This is a genomic window from Shewanella gelidii (assembly GCF_014647855.1).
In the GTDB taxonomy this organism is placed as follows: Bacteria; Pseudomonadota; Gammaproteobacteria; order Enterobacterales; family Shewanellaceae; genus Shewanella; species Shewanella gelidii.
In genome coordinates, this window is record NZ_BMPZ01000003.1 from 378,902 (window position 1) to 394,935 (window position 16,034).

At 45.5% G+C, this 16,034-nt stretch carries 16 protein-coding genes; 4 read left to right on the forward strand and 12 right to left on the reverse strand.

The window, feature by feature from the left end; all coding sequences use genetic code 11:
* Positions 1-89 precede the first annotated feature (89 nt).
* Complete coding sequence (gene metB, locus IEY18_RS08675; RefSeq protein ID WP_188919816.1) at positions 90-1,250, reverse strand: cystathionine gamma-synthase; 1,161 nt, start codon at positions 1,248-1,250, stop codon at positions 90-92.
* 471 nt (positions 1,251-1,721) lie between these two features.
* On the opposite strand from metB, the gene metJ reads away from it, so the two are divergent.
* Together metJ and IEY18_RS08685 are read left to right on the forward strand one after the other, a co-directional pair.
* The gene (gene metJ, locus IEY18_RS08680; protein ID WP_188919818.1) at positions 1,722-2,036 is read left to right on the forward strand and encodes a met regulon transcriptional regulator MetJ; all 315 of its coding nucleotides are present in this window, start codon (positions 1,722-1,724) and stop codon (positions 2,034-2,036) included.
* A 97-nt stretch (positions 2,037-2,133) separates the two neighbouring features.
* A complete protein-coding gene (locus tag IEY18_RS08685) occupies positions 2,134-2,865 on the forward strand; it encodes a sulfite exporter TauE/SafE family protein (RefSeq protein WP_188920040.1) in 732 nt (243 codons plus the stop codon).
* A 20-nt stretch (positions 2,866-2,885) separates the two neighbouring features.
* Here IEY18_RS08685 and IEY18_RS08690 read toward each other — a convergent pair whose 3' ends face one another.
* The 11 genes from IEY18_RS08690 to IEY18_RS08740 form a co-directional block, all read right to left on the reverse strand.
* Entirely contained in the window at positions 2,886-4,079 is a 1,194-nt protein-coding gene (locus IEY18_RS08690) for a conjugal transfer protein TraF (protein WP_188920042.1), read from the reverse strand.
* A gap of 162 nt (positions 4,080-4,241) precedes the next feature.
* A complete protein-coding gene (gene nrfD, locus IEY18_RS08695) occupies positions 4,242-5,189 on the reverse strand; it encodes an NrfD/PsrC family molybdoenzyme membrane anchor subunit (protein WP_188919820.1) in 948 nt (315 codons plus the stop codon).
* Positions 5,186-5,758 (reverse strand): 4Fe-4S dicluster domain-containing protein, encoded by a 573-nt coding sequence (locus IEY18_RS08700; protein ID WP_188919821.1) that lies wholly within the window; start codon positions 5,756-5,758, stop codon positions 5,186-5,188. The genes nrfD and IEY18_RS08700 overlap by 4 nt, the downstream gene beginning before the upstream one ends.
* Before the next feature lie 12 nt (positions 5,759-5,770).
* Positions 5,771-8,053, reverse strand: coding sequence for a thiosulfate reductase PhsA (phsA, locus tag IEY18_RS08705; protein ID WP_188919823.1), 2,283 nt, complete (start codon positions 8,051-8,053; stop codon positions 5,771-5,773).
* A 312-nt stretch (positions 8,054-8,365) separates the two neighbouring features.
* Complete coding sequence (locus IEY18_RS08710) at positions 8,366-8,680, reverse strand: YciI family protein (RefSeq protein ID WP_188919825.1); 315 nt, start codon at positions 8,678-8,680, stop codon at positions 8,366-8,368.
* A gap of 101 nt (positions 8,681-8,781) precedes the next feature.
* Positions 8,782-9,192, reverse strand: a complete 411-nt coding sequence (locus IEY18_RS08715) for a hypothetical protein (protein WP_188919826.1) — start codon at positions 9,190-9,192, stop codon at positions 8,782-8,784.
* A 135-nt stretch (positions 9,193-9,327) separates the two neighbouring features.
* Positions 9,328-9,888, reverse strand: coding sequence for a hypothetical protein (locus IEY18_RS08720; protein ID WP_188919828.1), 561 nt, complete (start codon positions 9,886-9,888; stop codon positions 9,328-9,330).
* Positions 9,889-10,190: 302 nt separating this feature from the next.
* Complete coding sequence (locus tag IEY18_RS08725) at positions 10,191-10,643, reverse strand: PaaI family thioesterase (protein WP_229779792.1); 453 nt, start codon at positions 10,641-10,643, stop codon at positions 10,191-10,193.
* Positions 10,644-10,656: 13 nt separating this feature from the next.
* The gene (locus IEY18_RS08730; RefSeq protein ID WP_188919831.1) at positions 10,657-12,366 is read right to left on the reverse strand and encodes an FAD-dependent oxidoreductase; all 1,710 of its coding nucleotides are present in this window, start codon (positions 12,364-12,366) and stop codon (positions 10,657-10,659) included.
* Positions 12,367-12,436: 70 nt separating this feature from the next.
* Positions 12,437-12,910 (reverse strand): ferric iron uptake transcriptional regulator, encoded by a 474-nt coding sequence (gene fur, locus IEY18_RS08735; protein ID WP_188919833.1) that lies wholly within the window; start codon positions 12,908-12,910, stop codon positions 12,437-12,439.
* A gap of 36 nt (positions 12,911-12,946) precedes the next feature.
* Positions 12,947-13,231, reverse strand: coding sequence for a DUF134 domain-containing protein (locus IEY18_RS08740; protein WP_188919835.1), 285 nt, complete (start codon positions 13,229-13,231; stop codon positions 12,947-12,949).
* 590 nt (positions 13,232-13,821) lie between these two features.
* On the opposite strand from IEY18_RS08740, the gene IEY18_RS08745 reads away from it, so the two are divergent.
* Together IEY18_RS08745 and IEY18_RS08750 are read left to right on the forward strand one after the other, a co-directional pair.
* Positions 13,822-14,148 (forward strand): c-type cytochrome, encoded by a 327-nt coding sequence (locus tag IEY18_RS08745; protein ID WP_188919837.1) that lies wholly within the window; start codon positions 13,822-13,824, stop codon positions 14,146-14,148.
* Positions 14,149-14,292: 144 nt separating this feature from the next.
* Positions 14,293-16,005, forward strand: a complete 1,713-nt coding sequence (locus IEY18_RS08750) for a DUF3373 domain-containing protein (protein WP_188919839.1) — start codon at positions 14,293-14,295, stop codon at positions 16,003-16,005.
* Positions 16,006-16,034: the final 29 nt, after the last annotated feature.

Genomic DNA, 16,034 nt, shown 5'->3' on the forward strand with positions numbered 1-16,034 from the left:
CGCTTCCCCAATCGCAGACTCAACTGCTTTATAAACGTGCGACGGTAGCAATAAATACGACCGCCTAAAATATTTAGCCAGTGTTACAATTAAGCAACTCTCGCCGCTGCTAAGCCAGCCTCGATATCAGCCAGTAGATCTGCGGCGTCTTCAATCCCCACAGAAAGCCTCAATAGCGTCTCTTTAATTCCTGCTTCTGCTCTGGCTTCCGGCTCCATCGCCCTATGGGTCATCGTAGCAGGCACGGCAACGAGACTTTCAACACCACCCAAGCTTTCGGCGAGCGAGAAGTACTTTAAAGCACCGAGAAATGCCAATAATTGTGGCTGCTCCCCTTTCAATTCAAAGCTTAGCATCGCACCAAACCCAAGCTGCTGCGTTGCAGCAATTTGATGCCCTGGATGGCTTTCTAGCCCAGGATAATAGACTTTTTCAACTTGCTCACTGGCTTCCAGTAACGCCACAATTTTTTGTGCATTGGCTTGATGCTCACGCATACGCACACTCAAGGTACGCATACCACGCAGTGCTAAATAACTATCAAAGGCGCCGCCGGTCAGACCCAATGTGTTGGCCCACCATTCCAACTGCTCACCTAGTTCTGCATCTTTAGCAACCACAGCCCCCCCAACAACATCACTATGGCCGTTGATATATTTGGTCGTTGAATGCATCACGATATCTGCACCCAGGGTTAATGGCTGCTGCAATACAGGAGACAAAAAGGTATTGTCAGCAACAAGCAGTGCACCAACCGCTTTGCATTGAGCTGAGACAGCTTTTAAATCAACGACCCGTAATAGTGGGTTAGACGGTGTTTCCACCCAAACCATCCGCGGGCTTTGAGCAAAAGCTTGTTTTAATGCGTCGGGATCGGTTTGGTCGACCACCAGCAATTTAAACTGGCCTTTTTTGGCTAAGTTGGTAAATAAGCGATAGCTACCACCGTAACAATCATGGGGCACGACCAAAAGATCTTCTGGGCTCAGCAAACTGGTAACCAAGGTAATTGCGGCCATACCGGTGCAAGTCACTACGCCTGTGCTCCCCTGTTCTAGTTCAGCAATGGCATCTCCAAGAATTGAGCGGGTCGGATTTCCCGAGCGGCTATAATCGTACTCGCCGGCAGTGGTGTGATCGGCAAACGCATAGTTTGTTGAAAGATAAATTGGCGGCACTACAGCCCCATATTGGGTATCAGACTCAATACCTTGGCGCACAGCAACTGTTGCGACTCGACCCGATTTCATAAATTACTCCTCACTGCAGGACAAATTAGATGTCCAGACGTCTAAATGTACCTAAGCTTTTACTTAAGGTCAACAGACATAAAGACGTTTAGCCATCTAAAATTAGGATTTCTCACGGTGACTATACTTACCTTTATTGGATAGCCCTATGGCATTATATTGCAGATGACCCCCTGCAAATTTTTCAAGTTGCAATGGTCAAATAGATAATGCACAACTGCACTTCAGTTTAGAAGTGCAAAAAAATAGTCGCTACCTCAGTGTACAACTCCGTTCTAGCAAGATAACACCTGTCGTTTTTTACTTATCGATGTCACAACTGAAATCTATTCGAAAGTGACTAAAATTCAACTTGAATGAAAAAAATGGGCATAAATACGTCTAGACATACAGAAATCTGTATAGATGAATTGACTGTTTTTTGTAAGGGTATAAAATCGGCACCGAATTCTTGATTTTACAGGTGAGTCAATGACTGAATGGAATGGCGATTACATTAGCCCTTACGCTGAACACGGCAAAAAGAATGAGCAAGTAAAGAAAATTACGGTGTCCATTCCTTTAAAAGTGCTGAAAGTGCTAACCGATGAAAGGACTCGACGTCAGGTCAATAACCTGCGCCATGCAACCAATAGTGAACTCCTATGTGAAGCGTTCTTGCACGCTTATACAGGTCAACCATTACCGAATGATGGCGACCTGACCAAGGAAGGCCCAGATAGCATCCCTGCAGAGGCAAAACGCTTAATGGATGAGATGGGTATTGAATGGGAAGATTTAGACTAGTGCTTTCAGCACGACGCTATTTTAAAACAAAATAAGGATCGCTTGGCGGTCCTTATTTTGTTTTACCCCCATAGAAATGATGTTCAACCGATGAGGTATTTCTATCGAACCCGTTAGCCTAGTGTTGGCATTTATCATTGTATTTTTTGGTGCCTTGGTACAAAGCTTGATTGGATTTGGCCTTGCCGTTGTGGCCTGCCCCTTGTTGTATCTGGTAGACCCGCGCTATGTCCCCGGTCCAATCATTATTGTTGGATTCTCAACCGCCTTGCTCACTCTTCTTCGAGAGCGTAGCAATCTAGAATTTAATGGCCTTCAGTATGCTCTCCTCGGCCGCATTCCCGGTGGATACATCGGCGCCTTTTTACTCTTACTGGCTCCTCAACCCATTCTCGGTCTTATCATTGCTGCAATTGTCGCCGCAGCAGTGTGCGTCAGCTTGTCTCGAATATCCTTACGTATCAATCGGAAAAACTTATTTATTGCAGGCACCTTATCGGGTGTGTTTGGTAGTATTGCCGCGATTGGTGGGCCACCAATGGCTATTTTACTCGCCGACAAAAATGCCGCTCAATTTCGCGCTTCACTGTCAGCATTTTTTGTTTGTAGCTCTACAATGACGCTTGTTATTTTGGCAAGTGTTGGATTGTTTGGCTGGCAAGACTTATGGTTAGGTTTAGGTCTATTGCCAGTCGTTCTATTGACTCATAAACTCAGCGGCGCATGGGTACATAAAATTGATAAACAAAAAACCAAGGTCGCAACCTTGGTTTTATGTAGCGCGAGTGCTTTATTGCTCGCAATAAAATCGATACAGGCTTTAATCTAGCGCATCGTTCAACACCACCATTAGAAGTGATACGAAGTTTGAATGACACCGCCAACGGCATTGTCGCTGCCAAACATGCCAGTAAAATCAAAACGAAATGCTTGTCCGACCTTAAAGCCTGTACCCACAGAATATATATCCGCCGTACTATCTTCTAGATCATGACGATACCCTAACCGCAACGACATCCAATCTGTCGCTCTCATCTCTCCGCCCAAACGCCAATACTGCGTGCCATCGAGTCCGTCAAATCGTTGATAGTCCACTAGATCAAGATCCGTGGTGACCGTGAAATCAGACCAATCATATGCAATACCCGCCGTAATGATGGGCTCAACTTTATAGCTTACTCGACGGTCATCAATCGCGAGCGTGTCGACATCTTTACTAATTAGGTTTTTACCCGACAAGCCAATGACCATCCCTTCCATTGGCTGCATCGCCAAACCGATGTCGAGATTGAATGTTGTTTCCTCTGTTCGATACTTATCATCGTTAAAATCAGATGCTTCAAAACTATTGGCACTAACAGCATAAAAATAAGTATCAATGCGCTGCAATTTGGGGGTAATACCAACGGTCACAGGCATATTTACAATTGATAACGGCATGCTCAATGCAACGCCAAAATCAGAGGTGGCTCCAGCCGCCACTACGCCTGCAGAGTTTAAATCTTCAATATCCGGCGGATTAAGTGGATCTAACGCAGTGAGAGTATCAATATCCGATTGCTCAATATCTGCAACACCAACTGCATCGATATAGCTGTTGTAGTATATCGCCATAGGTATTCTTTGCGTCGGAATCGCAATGGCAAACCCAAGGCCTGCACTCATATACGCGGAATTACCTTGTAACGCTTGCAAATCGTCTATCAATGCGAGTCGGGACTGATCAATGCCAGAAACATCACTGGCGTCAATCGCACTTTCTAATGCATCATAAGAATCCTGCAGAGAATCAAACTTATCTACCATCTCATCTTTATCAGCACCATCTAACCCAAAGCTCGGCAACAACAGTGCATAGTCATCGGTTTGATTTGCGTGCAATGCAAGCAAGGCTGGATTTGCCATCGCTGCACCTTCTCGGTTAGATGAAGCGACAGAGGCACCACCCATGGCATCACTACGTGCCTCGTAATATTGCTGTCCTGCTAATACAGCAGAGCTTGGCAACAAAGCCATGCAGATCGCCAATTGGCTGAGTTTCATCATCCCTCTCCCTGATTCTTATTCGCTAGCCCATTAAAGATAGTTTACGTACGTAGAGTTTTCCTTGATCAAAAATGAATAAATAGCACAAAAAAACGGGTTTAATACCAAAGTATTAAACCCGAAACCACCAAGGTAATTATTTATCAGTATGTTAGCCGCCTAGCTGATATAAGACTGACCGGCATACACAATAAAATGTCGTAACGCTAAGACACCAGTTAAGCTCGCACAGGCAACAGTAAGCATTGCCCCCTTACTATGTCGTGTGGCCGCAGGGAGTAGCATAAATAGAAGCGGTACACCAAAACCGATACCGACAACCCCAATCCAGAATACATTCGCCCACAGACCCGTGCTCAATGAGGCCAGTGCGGCTGCGGCTGCGCCACCTTTAAAGTAAAGCGCACTAAATAGCATCAGCAAAAAGAGGATTTCTACCGCCATGACAGGCACTTCAAGTCGATGCATCCGCCCAAGTTCAAAGTCATGCACATCACTATTGAACATCAAGAGCGCAAGGACTGAGTTTGCAGCAGCACCCGCGGAGAGTCCTGACACAAGGAACAGTGCAGGCAAAACAGCAGTATTCAACATTGGATAGGCATTCATCGCTGAAATCAGGAACCCAGTGTAGGCACCAACACCGATTGCCAACACAAAGAGCAACCCCTCTATCAGTTTTCGCATCGGCAATAACGCCATTGCTATGGGTGATAAGAAAGCCATCCCCCATTTCGGCAAATCGTCTCGCAATACGATCATGGCATATGCAAAAGCAAGTGGCGTGTAAAGCAAGAGCGCAAGCACCCCAATAGCCATCACGGATTCAAAGTTGTAATTGACTAAAATGAGCCAAAAATCAAATGGCTTGGTTAAGTCAAAAATCAAACAAGCCAACCCCAAACAGATCGCAACAGGGCCGATCACCGCCGCTGCTTTTAGGGTCGCGACCTCTTGGGCAGAGTTAATTTCCGACTTTGCCCAGCGCAGCCCGATACCAATCAGCAAACTACCAGCCGATAACCCGGCTAAAAACAAATAAACCGCTATTACCCAGTGCCATGTGACTGGCTCATATTGAGTCATATCTCCCCAAATATTGTTCATGACTGTATACCTCCACGCTTAGTCGGGATCCGATAGATTCTTGGCTGAGTGCCAAGGTGGGATTTATCCTGATAGCTAATCTTGGTGTTCAATAACTTGCTAACCTCGCTATTTACGTCATTGGCATCGCCAAAGGTCAGTGCATCCGTTGGGCAAACACTAACGCAAGCAGGATCTTCACCACGGGCAAGGCGCGTGTCTTTACAGAAATTACACTTATCTGCGGCCTTGGTTTCAGGGTTCATAAATCGAACTTTATAAGGACAGGCGGCGACGCAATACATACAGCCAACACATTTGTCTTTGTTAATGGTGACAATGCCATTGTCATCAAAATAGGCGGCACCTGTAGGACACACGGTGACACAGGGTGCATTTTCACATTGTTGGCATGACACACGGTGATACTTGAAGTGTAAGTCGGGCGCCTCACCAAAAGGACCTTCGACTCGAACCTGTAAGCGAGTCACGCCTTCTGGAACACTATTTTCACTTCGGCAAGCCACGTTGCATGCCTGACAACCGATACATCTGTTTTCGTCGTGTATCATCACATAACGTTTTTTCATAATGGCTCCCCTTTAAACCTTGGCCAGCTTGACGCCAGTGGTATGTAAATTCATTCCGACGACGGGCGCAGTTCTATCAGGGAGCAAGTTCCCACAATGAATTCCCTTACCGGTTGCTCGCACCAGCTCTTTTGTTTTCGAGCCAAAGCCCATATAGGCAAACACGGTGTCTTGACGTATACCCGGCGTAACCAGCGCACTCCCTTCTTCACTGCCGACTGAGCTCGTGACCCGAATGCGATCTCCAGTTTGAATGCCTAGCTTTCCGGCGGTCACCGGATGGATCCATAAGCCATTATCAGACATCAGGTTGGCAAGCATTGGCACATTATGCGTGGCACCATTGGTATGCACTGCGACTTTACCTTGAATGAAATAGAGTTCATCTGCTTGCTTCAACTCAACAGGACGATAACGGATCACCCCCCGCCCAGGCGCGAATGATTCAACCTGAGTCGAACTCAGTTCGATTTTGCCACTTGGGGTTTTAAATTTAAGCTGACTGCTATAGGTTCCATCTGCATCGGTGGCTTTCGCCTGAGGGTATTGCTCAACAAATGCTTGCACTAGGCTGGGCTCTCTTAGCAACAAAGGCTTACCGTAGCTAAGGTAGCCCTTTTCTTTCAGACGCTTAAGCTCCTGCGCATCACCGTTTAATTGCGCAAACTGGCGCGTTTCCATATCCTGCCACGGGAACAAATTGCCAATGCCCATTGCATCTGCCGCTTCTTTAAATATCTGCCATGATGGTTTGGTATCACCGATAGTTTCTACGACACGCTGGCGAACGTAATAAGCTGGATTTTTGCCCGACTTGTCCGCTACATCTTCATCCCGCTCGAGGTAAGTTGATTCCGGTAGAATCAGATCCGCATATGCCGCGGTTTCGCTGATGTAAACATCGCATACCACAATGAATTCCATTTTTTTCATGGCTGCGAGCACTTTCGCACGGTCATTCATGGTTTGCATTGGGTTGGTGCGTGCCATAACCCATGCTTTTAGGCCGTAGGGTTTATCATTCAGCGCGGCTTCCAATACGCTCTGATAAATCCCGCCATTCTTCCACGTCATTGTGTATTGCTTGTCGCTTTGGTCAATGCGTTTAGCACTTGGCTTCGGCATACCTTCAACGGTCAGCTTTGCCAATGTTGGTGCAACTTTTTCACCCGCAAACTTGTTGTAAGTTTTAGCCTTTTTGCCTAAATACAATCCACCTTTGCGCTCAATGTTTCCTAAAAGTACATTGATGGCAAAAATTGCTCGACGCATTTCAAACTCTTCAGTGGTGAAGGTCGCTCGATGACCATAATCAACCAGTGCATGGGGTGCTTCGGCTGCAATTTCCCGAGCTATACGGCGAATATCCGTTGCTTTAATATCGGTAATGGGTTCAGCCCATTCAGGCGTATAGTGCTGCACTTCTTTAGCAAACTCATCAAACCCTTCCACATATTGATCAATAAACGCTTTATCATGTAAATCATCACTGATCAGCACGTGACAAATCGCCAAAGCAATCGCAACGTCTGTTCCTGGTCGAATTGGATGCCATTCGTCGGCTTTGTCAGCCACAATTGAAAATCTCGGTTCAAAGACCACCAACTTAGCGCCTCTGTCAGCTTGCGCTTTCATCAAGTTACGCGTTTCGGACATATTGATCCCTTCATACAGGTTATGACCGAAGTTAATAATATACTTAGCGTTACTTAAATCGCGCTTGAGCTTAGTACCAAACATTGCCTTTGAAGCCATGACATAAGCACCTGGACAAAGCGAGCCATGGGTAAAGGTATTAGGCGAGCCGAAAGCCTTTGCAAAGTGGAAAAAATGCCCTGATAAAGATCCTTTTTTGGATGAGAATGCAACCGTTTCAGCACCAAACTCTTTTTTAATTGTATTGAGTTTATCTGCCATCAGTTCGTAGGCTTCTTGCCAAGAGACTTCTGCCCACTGACCGTCACCACGCTTGCCAACTCGTTTCAATGGTTTCACGATCCGTTGCGGATCGTATAGCAAATCGTGTCCCGCCCCACCGCGTGCGCACACTTTGCCACCAAATGATTTAGCTTCCTTATTGCCACTGATATATACATTTTTTCCATTTATAACACGTGCCTTTATCGGGCAGCGCGTTGAACACATTTCGCAAATACTTGCGACTTCCTCGCCTAATGCCTTTAACGGTTCTTTCTCTAAAGCTGCCAGAGACCCTGGCAGAATACTTGCGAGCGCACAGGTTGCGCCCCCTGCTCCTGCACCTTTCAAAAAGCTTCGTCGATCAAGCTCTATCATATCTACCTCCATCATTTCCGCACCGGAAACGGTTCCACCCATTGGATATTTTTAAATGACTTTTCACTCGGCCATTGATGCGGCCTGTTAAAAATCAAAGCTTGGGTTGAGTATTAATCCACAGCAGAATTGGGGGTATTGTGGTAAACCACATGGACAAGGGGAGTGTGATCTATGAATATTTTTTAATCTTTACACCTGAATAAAGCGTGAATTAAATCATGGATATACAAAAAATGAGGCGCTCATTACGCAAATTACGCAAATTTGCATATGTGAGCGCCCAGAGATAGGTTAAGGAATGATGGGAATTTACGACATCGGGATAAGCTCAGAAACCTCCAGTGACCCGCCGATTTGCAAGAAAGGGCAAGCTCTGGCAACGACGAGTGCCGCATTCATAGAGTCAACTTCAATGATGGTAAAGCCAGACATAGAGGTAGCGCTCGAATTGACGACGCTACCATCGGCATGGATTGTTGTCGTGGACTTAAGGGGGTTAGCAGGGCTGACGGCAGTATCACCAAGTGATGATAACCACTGTTTATACTCGAGATATCTTTGTTGGCTTTCTTCTGATGATGCAGGTTGCTGGCCACCAAGGTAGCTAATCATGAACTGAGGCATATAACACTCCCTGTACTTTCTTCTTGCCACGGTACATAAAGCGTAGCACAGGAAATGAGATTCAAGATTAAACCTTCAATACCAACACGTTCCGCACGCAGTTATAAACGGACACTGTTGCGAGCAACGCAATACCGTTCATAGGCGGCATCACTGGTAATCTCTTGTCCTTGGCAATGAGGTTGAGGCGAAATACAGCGATAATAATCACCTATCACTTGCTCTCCCAATGCAAGACTATCGATCATGGGCGGCAAGTCGACGGGTAACTCGATATGGCAAGCGGGGAACTTCTGGCTAATATAAACCGAGCAATTCGCAGCTTCGATGTGGTAATCACCTGCTTTCTCTTTACATAAATCAACCGCTTGTTGCTGCCATAACTCAATATAGTCGTAGGTAGTCATTGGATTATTCGCAACGTGATAAACCTTGTCATGACCAAGTACCAGCTGCGTATCGTAATAGTAGTATCCAAGCCCTAAAAGCAGCACAAAAATGAGTTTTTTCATTCACGTCTTCCCTGATATTGTCCAGAGTTATAAATTGGTGTATTCACCAAACATCTGTCATGTTTTACCTAACTATTTTATTTTTACCATTGGGCAGCCACGTTATCATTCATGATGAATGGCCCCCATTGAGCATTAATTTGTCTCTTTCGGCACCAGTTGACGAACAGACTGAATGACCTCAGTTGCATGCTGAATATCTTTGCGAATACCGTTTAGCACTGGCTCACTAAAAACGAGAATATCGAATTCATAATCGTTTTCTTTCTGCAAAAACTTCTCGGCAATTTCTAACTGCTCATAGTTTTTAACTTCCAAGCAGCGCTTTACTGCTGGCCGCCAAAGATCGGCACCAATGTGTCGCTCTTCCACAAACTGAGCAATTCTTGCATCGATGTCAGCAAGTTGCTTTTTAATATCTGGCATTGCACTTTCAATTCCCCAGAAACCAAAGCGCATCGCACCCACTTCATTTTTCAACTCTTTCGCCCATTGCTCCGCGTTTCGAGTATTTAAGACAAAGATTTTACCTTTGATCTCAGCAGCCAAATGCTCAACATGACTCCCTGTGCCATCGAGTACTTCATTCACACGCCAGGTATTTTCACGGGCCATCGTGAAGTAAGCTTCACTGCAAAGCTCCGCCTTCACCGGCAAACAGAGAAAACCCATCAAACAAAAGACAAAACGCTTCAAAACAAACCTTATACTGTTGCGCACAGCGTCATGGGTAACATACAAAAGTACGACAGATAATACCAAAGTCCCCATGTTAATCTAGGATCTATATCGAAAACTATTGAAGTCAAGACAATGAGATGCGGGAGAAATGAAACTGAATAATTTAAACAAATATATCATCAGCATCTTGCTCTGCTTTATGTTCGTCGTTTTTCAAATTATCCAACAAGATCCAATGGGTTTAATTTGCTTTATTTGCCTGACTTTAGTGTCCATCTTGGAGGGAGTTGGTGCTCATCGTGCAAGTTGATTTTGATTCACAGACTAGGTTGTACGCCAATGACGCCCGCTTTAGGTTGTAAAAACTTGGCTGTTGCTGTTACACACGCTTTGCCATCAACACAAAGGCTGGCTTCAAGCTGATACAGTCCCCATCGCTGCTCAACCAAGCGAGCACTGATTTTGATTGCATCACCAACGGCGATTGGTGCCACAAAACGCACATTCAATTCCGCTGTGAGCGCCTGTATCCCTTGCATGAATAGACAATGGGTCATCGCTGCATCAACAAGCGTGCTTGCGACCCCACCATGAAGTAATTGATTGTAGCCTTGCACCTGTTCAGCAACTTTATAGTAGCCGACAACTTGACCTTCCCCATCAGCAAAGAATTTGCACTGTAACGACGCAGGGTTATTTGCTTTATCGCTGCAAACGACACAATTGCAATGACTTTGCTTCTGGGTGAGATACTCATGATGATCACGCACAGCCATGGGTCTTTTAAAAGCTCGCATTCATCAGCTGGAATGTTTTAAAGCCGCCCGTTAAATTGCGAGCCTCAAAACCATGCTGCACCAAAATTCGATAAGCGACATGACCGCGTAACCCCACTTGGCACGCAATCATGATTTGCTTATCTCTGGGTAATTCAGCAAGACGCGCACGTAGTTGATGCAATGGAATGTTCACCGCATTTGGTATCGCACCCGACTTTTCAAGCTCTCCAGGATTACGAACGTCCAATACCATACGGTCAGAAGCAGAGGAGAACAGATCTTCTGTATGACAAATTTTCTCATCACCACTTAGCACATTACTCGCGACCATACCGGCTTGGTTTACCACGTCCCGAGCCGAACCAAACGGTGGGGCATAGGTCAATTCTAAGTCTTCCAAATCCTGAACGGTTAAGCCTGCACGTTGCGCGACAGCGATAACATCAATACGTTTATCAATACCATCAAGACCTGCGGCCTGCGCCCCTAGAATTTTGCCATCATCAGGCGAAAATAAAAGTTTTAAACTCACCGGATGAGCACCAGGATAGTAACTTGCATGACTCGCCGTATGAACGTACACCTTTTCATAGGCCACTTGGTCACGCTTCAGACGCTTTTCATTGAGACCGGTACTCGCAATGGCCATATCAAAAATTTTGCAAATCGCAGTGCCCTGAGTTCGGCGATACACCCGATCTCCACCGAGCATATTGTCAGCAGCGATTCGCCCCTGACGATTAGCTGGACCGGCAAGCGGAATTAAACTGGATTCACCGGAAACAAACTCCGGTGTTTCAACGGCATCGCCCACGGCGAAAATGTCAGGGTCTGAGGTTTGCATTGCAGCGTTCACCTGTATGCCACCAAGCTGTCCAAGCGCGAGTCCAGCGTCAACGGCAAGTGTTGTTTCAGGCTTAACGCCAATCGCCATAATGACAAGCCCCGTATTGAGCTCGGTGCCATTACTTAACGTTAAATTCAAAGTGTTGTGATGTGCGATCGGCTTGTCGTAACTATCTGTTGCTTCAGGCTCAAGTGGAGCAATATTAATTTCATTTATTGCGATAAGCCCAGTGCTCAGGCGAAGATCAACACCATTGTCCACCAGCTTTTGGTGCACCATATTGGCCATTTCGTGATCAACAGGCGTCATGACTTGATCGGCGAGTTCAAGCAAGGTCACGTGAACCCCTCGATGTCGCAGTGCCTCAACCATTTCCAGCCCAATAAACCCTCCCCCTACAACCGTGGCGTGTCTAGGCTCATGTAAAGCTAAGGTTGAAAGGATTTTGTCCATATCCGGAATATTGCGCAAACTATAAACATGGTGGTTATCCATCCCAGATATTGGTGGCACAATCGGAGCCGCACCTGGGCTGAGTAGCAGCTTATCGTAAGACTCTTGATAGGTTTCTCCACTTTGAGAATGGCGCACGGTAACGACTTTGGCATGGCGATCAACGGCAACGACCTCTTGCTGTATCCGAACATCCACTTTAAAGCGGGCATCAAAACTTTCAGGGGTTTGCAGCAACAATGCATCGCGAGACTCAATTTCTCCCCCGATGTGGTAAGGCAAACCACAATTGGCAAACGAGATAAATTCACCACGTTCAAACATAATGATCTCGGCAGTTTCAGAGACTCGTCTCGCTCGCGCTGCTGCCGAGGCACCACCAGCAACACCACCAACTATCACGATTTTACTCATAACTCACTCCTAGTAATTTGTAATACTCAAACGCAATCACTCATTCATCCGTTTCAAGCCCACAATAAGCTTAGGGCTTACAAATCTGTCCAGATTTTGCAGCTTGTATGTCTTGCGAAACTTGTTGCGGGTTTGCTTGGCAGCCATCAGCGCAATAGCCATACAGAATCAAGTTATGGCGTTCAAAGTCCATCCCCAGGTGATGCGCCACCATTTTTTGGCGTTGCTCAATAATCTCATCATGGAACTCCATCACTTTCCCACACGCTAGACACACTAAATGATCATGTTGCTTCTCGCGATTAAGTTCGTAAACCGCTTTGTCAGTCTCAAAGTAATGACGCACAATAATTCCAACTTGCAGAAAGTGGTTCAGCACTCGATACACGGTATTGATCCCCAAGTCTTCACCTTGTTGACGTAACCCCAAGTACACTTGCTCTGCACAGAGATGTTGATTCTCCGGTTTCCGAAGGAATTCTAGTAACGTCACCCGTTGATTGGTGACTTTTAACCCTGCTCGTTTGATTCGCCGCGTATTCATCTTGGTTCCTATTCAATACCGGCACTACAAGTCGATTTAGTCTGAGTCGGGTTGCATCATTAATGCTTTACCATTTACAAGACAGTCAACAACCTTAAAACGCGCTGCTTTCACTAAATTGGCCAGAGTCTGTCGCGACACTCCCATTTCTACGGCGGCTTGCTGCTGCTGCATTCCCTGTAAGTCGACTAAACGTAACGCCTCAAATTCATCGTCAGCCAATGGCACATTCTCAAGTCGATGCATTGGAATACCATTGGGCTTAAAACAGCTATTTGCAGGCTTACCACAAATGGTTCTTGGGATCTTAGGCCGGCCCATAAAACACCTCATTTGTAGCATATGCCATGTATATTTGATTTAAATGGCATATGCAAGTTTAGATTTGTATCCATTCAACCTGAATTTGCCAAACCGCGCAAGCTAAGCACTTCATCAATAACTATTTATTAACGCACTCCATCAACAACAGACATGAGAAAGACAAACATTACTAAAAGTTAATCTTTGGGTTCTATCCCAATTTTTGAAAGACAACGATATACACGGAGAACTACATCAGCAGGCCGAACACTACCTCCTTAGTGATATCTAAAAATCAAAAGTGTGAAGTCGAACGACACCAAATTCAGGGCATATCAAATCTGCTATTTTAACTATATGAAAATTTTCTTATGTAAATAACTGTATTCCGAAGATTTTTATTAACATCTATTCATACTGCCCCTTTCATTAGATTTAATTCAATGATTTTTTTATCAATTAGATAAATTTAATGAAAGTGATCTCGGTCAAATTTACATCCATCGAATTTTGCTAATGTTAATTACAACAATAACAAATGCATCACACCAGTGACTGAGTTGTGACGACATTTGACTACAAAGCGGAAAAAGGTGAGGACATTAACGATGAAAACATTAGCCAAAGTAGGTATGGGGATCGCATTGGTATTGGCCATAGGTGCACCGACTTATGCAGCCGACGGTGGCAACCCCAAAAAAGGGAAACATTTCTACAAAAAGCTCTGCAAAAGCTGCCATAGCAAAGGGCAAGCAGCCGGAGAGCTTACCCCAATGAGCAAGACTATGGGGCAATGGGATCGCTTCTTTATTCGCAATAAACACAAAGTTAAACCTGATGTTTTTGACAATATATCTGAACAAAAACTCAAAGATATTCAACAGTTTCTGTACGACCACGCGGCAGATTCTGACCAGCCGCAAACCTGTGGTTAAGCTGGGAAGAATATCGATTTTAACATTCATTTTAGGGCCGAAGCAGTCACAACTGACACCATCATTCAATGCTTCTGCCCCTGCGAAACAGCAAGAGTTTAGTCATTTAAGGCCACTCTACTGTTGATAATAAGGAAGACATTTATGCGTACTTTAATCTCTATCCTCGTCGCAAATGCACTTGCCATTTCCGGTTCAGCACTAGCTGATGATACCGACGCCCAAAAAATTGCAGAGCTCAAAGAACAGCTTAGTGAAATAACGGAAGAATTAGACTACCTCAATAGCAGAGTCGACAAGAACGAACGCCACACTTCGGTCGACCGCGTAGAGATTACCGGAAACTTCCGTACAAAGGCACATTCGCTCCACTACCGAGATGTGACTTGGAACCCTGCCATTAAAGTTGATTTCAACGACTTTGGTGCGAAGGCGATGAGCGGCGCTTTTGGTGATCCTATGGATCCAAATTCTCCATTAGGACAAATGATGTCGGCAAATCCTGATTTAGCCACGGCCTTTCAAAGTGGCATGCTTCAAGGGGTCATGCCATATGTACTTTCACCACGCAAAACCTACGACATTGATAATGATATCTACTACACCACTCGCCTCCGTCTGAATTTGAAAGCAAAAGTTTGGGACAACGTCAGCTTTGCTGGTCGTCTCAGTATGTTCAAAAACTGGGGTGACTCAACGGGTGTGCAAGTTTTCGACTCATGGCGCTCATTCACAATGGATGGCACCAATGGCGGAAACCCAAGTGGCGATTGGCTCCGTGTAGATCGCGCCTATTTTGATTGGAAAAACATCAACGATTCAAACTTCTATCTTTCGATCGGCCGCCGACCATCAACCTATGGTCCGGGAACCCAGTTCCGTGAAAATGAAATGCGAGGCGGAACACCTTCTGGCCACCTCGTAAACTTCAACTTTGATGGCGCCACCATAGGTTATCGATTAGAAGACATTACCGGTATTGAAGGACAGGTTGCCCGCTTCTGCTACGGCCAAGGTTTTGAATCCCAATGGGGCAACGGCGAATTGTATGGCGACATCATCACCAAAGATACGCATCTTGGTGGCTTTAATATCGACTACATCAATGATGGTACCAACTTCCTGCAATTTACTTTATTCGCTGCCTTAGATGTGAATGACGGTTTTAAAGGAACCATGGCATTCCCCAATCAGCTCGCGGGTATTTTCGCACCGAATATGTACCAAGATTTGCAGAAATTCGACAACTTCAATTTTGTCACTCGAGTACAACCCAGTGGCGTAATCGGCGACATGATGCTCGGCGGTATCGGCTTCTCTAGAGAAGAAGAAAATGATGTGAAGTGGTTCGTCAATGCAGGCTGGACACGTACAGACTCAAATGGAAATGCAGGCATGTTTGGTGGAATGAATACTGACGCAGTATTCAATGCACAGCTGAATGCCGATGGCACCGAAATCATCATGATGCCTAGTGCAGCTGAAGATGCGGGTACACAAGATGGCTACGGCGCCTATGTTGGCATACAAATGCCTGCACCCTACGGCAAATTCGGTCTTGAATATAACTATGGTTCTGAATACTGGACGCCATTTACCCAAGCTCAAGACGACCCTATCGGTAGCAAACTTGCCACACGTGGACATGTTGCTGAAGCGTATTACATTTTCGATATCAACCCGAAAATGTTCATCAAATTGTCAGGCATATACTACGACTACGAATATACCGGTAGTGGCACCCCAGTTGGCGCACCTCAAAAAATTGATGACGTAAAAGCAGGTACCGCATTCTCTATGCTACCTGTGGTCGATACCGCTTATGACATCAATGCTTCTTTAACTGTGAACTTCTAAACCATCTGACGGCCCCTAACCAAGGTTAG

Coding starts and splice junctions, on each gene's coding strand:
- metB (WP_188919816.1), bottom strand. CDS start 1,250: ATGAAATCGGGTCGAGTCGCAACAGTTGCTGTGCGCCAAGGTATTGAG.
- metJ (WP_188919818.1), top strand. CDS start 1,722: ATGACTGAATGGAATGGCGATTACATTAGCCCTTACGCTGAACACGGC.
- IEY18_RS08690 (WP_188920042.1), bottom strand. CDS start 4,079: ATGAAACTCAGCCAATTGGCGATCTGCATGGCTTTGTTGCCAAGCTCT.
- nrfD (WP_188919820.1), bottom strand. CDS start 5,189: ATGAACAATATTTGGGGAGATATGACTCAATATGAGCCAGTCACATGG.
- IEY18_RS08700 (WP_188919821.1), bottom strand. CDS start 5,758: ATGAAAAAACGTTATGTGATGATACACGACGAAAACAGATGTATCGGT.
- phsA (WP_188919823.1), bottom strand. CDS start 8,053: ATGATAGAGCTTGATCGACGAAGCTTTTTGAAAGGTGCAGGAGCAGGG.
- IEY18_RS08710 (WP_188919825.1), bottom strand. CDS start 8,680: ATGCCTCAGTTCATGATTAGCTACCTTGGTGGCCAGCAACCTGCATCA.
- IEY18_RS08715 (WP_188919826.1), bottom strand. CDS start 9,192: ATGAAAAAACTCATTTTTGTGCTGCTTTTAGGGCTTGGATACTACTAT.
- IEY18_RS08730 (WP_188919831.1), bottom strand. CDS start 12,366: ATGAGTAAAATCGTGATAGTTGGTGGTGTTGCTGGTGGTGCCTCGGCA.
- fur (WP_188919833.1), bottom strand. CDS start 12,910: ATGAATACGCGGCGAATCAAACGAGCAGGGTTAAAAGTCACCAATCAA.
- IEY18_RS08740 (WP_188919835.1), bottom strand. CDS start 13,231: ATGGGCCGGCCTAAGATCCCAAGAACCATTTGTGGTAAGCCTGCAAAT.
- IEY18_RS08745 (WP_188919837.1), top strand. CDS start 13,822: ATGAAAACATTAGCCAAAGTAGGTATGGGGATCGCATTGGTATTGGCC.
- IEY18_RS08750 (WP_188919839.1), top strand. CDS start 14,293: ATGCGTACTTTAATCTCTATCCTCGTCGCAAATGCACTTGCCATTTCC.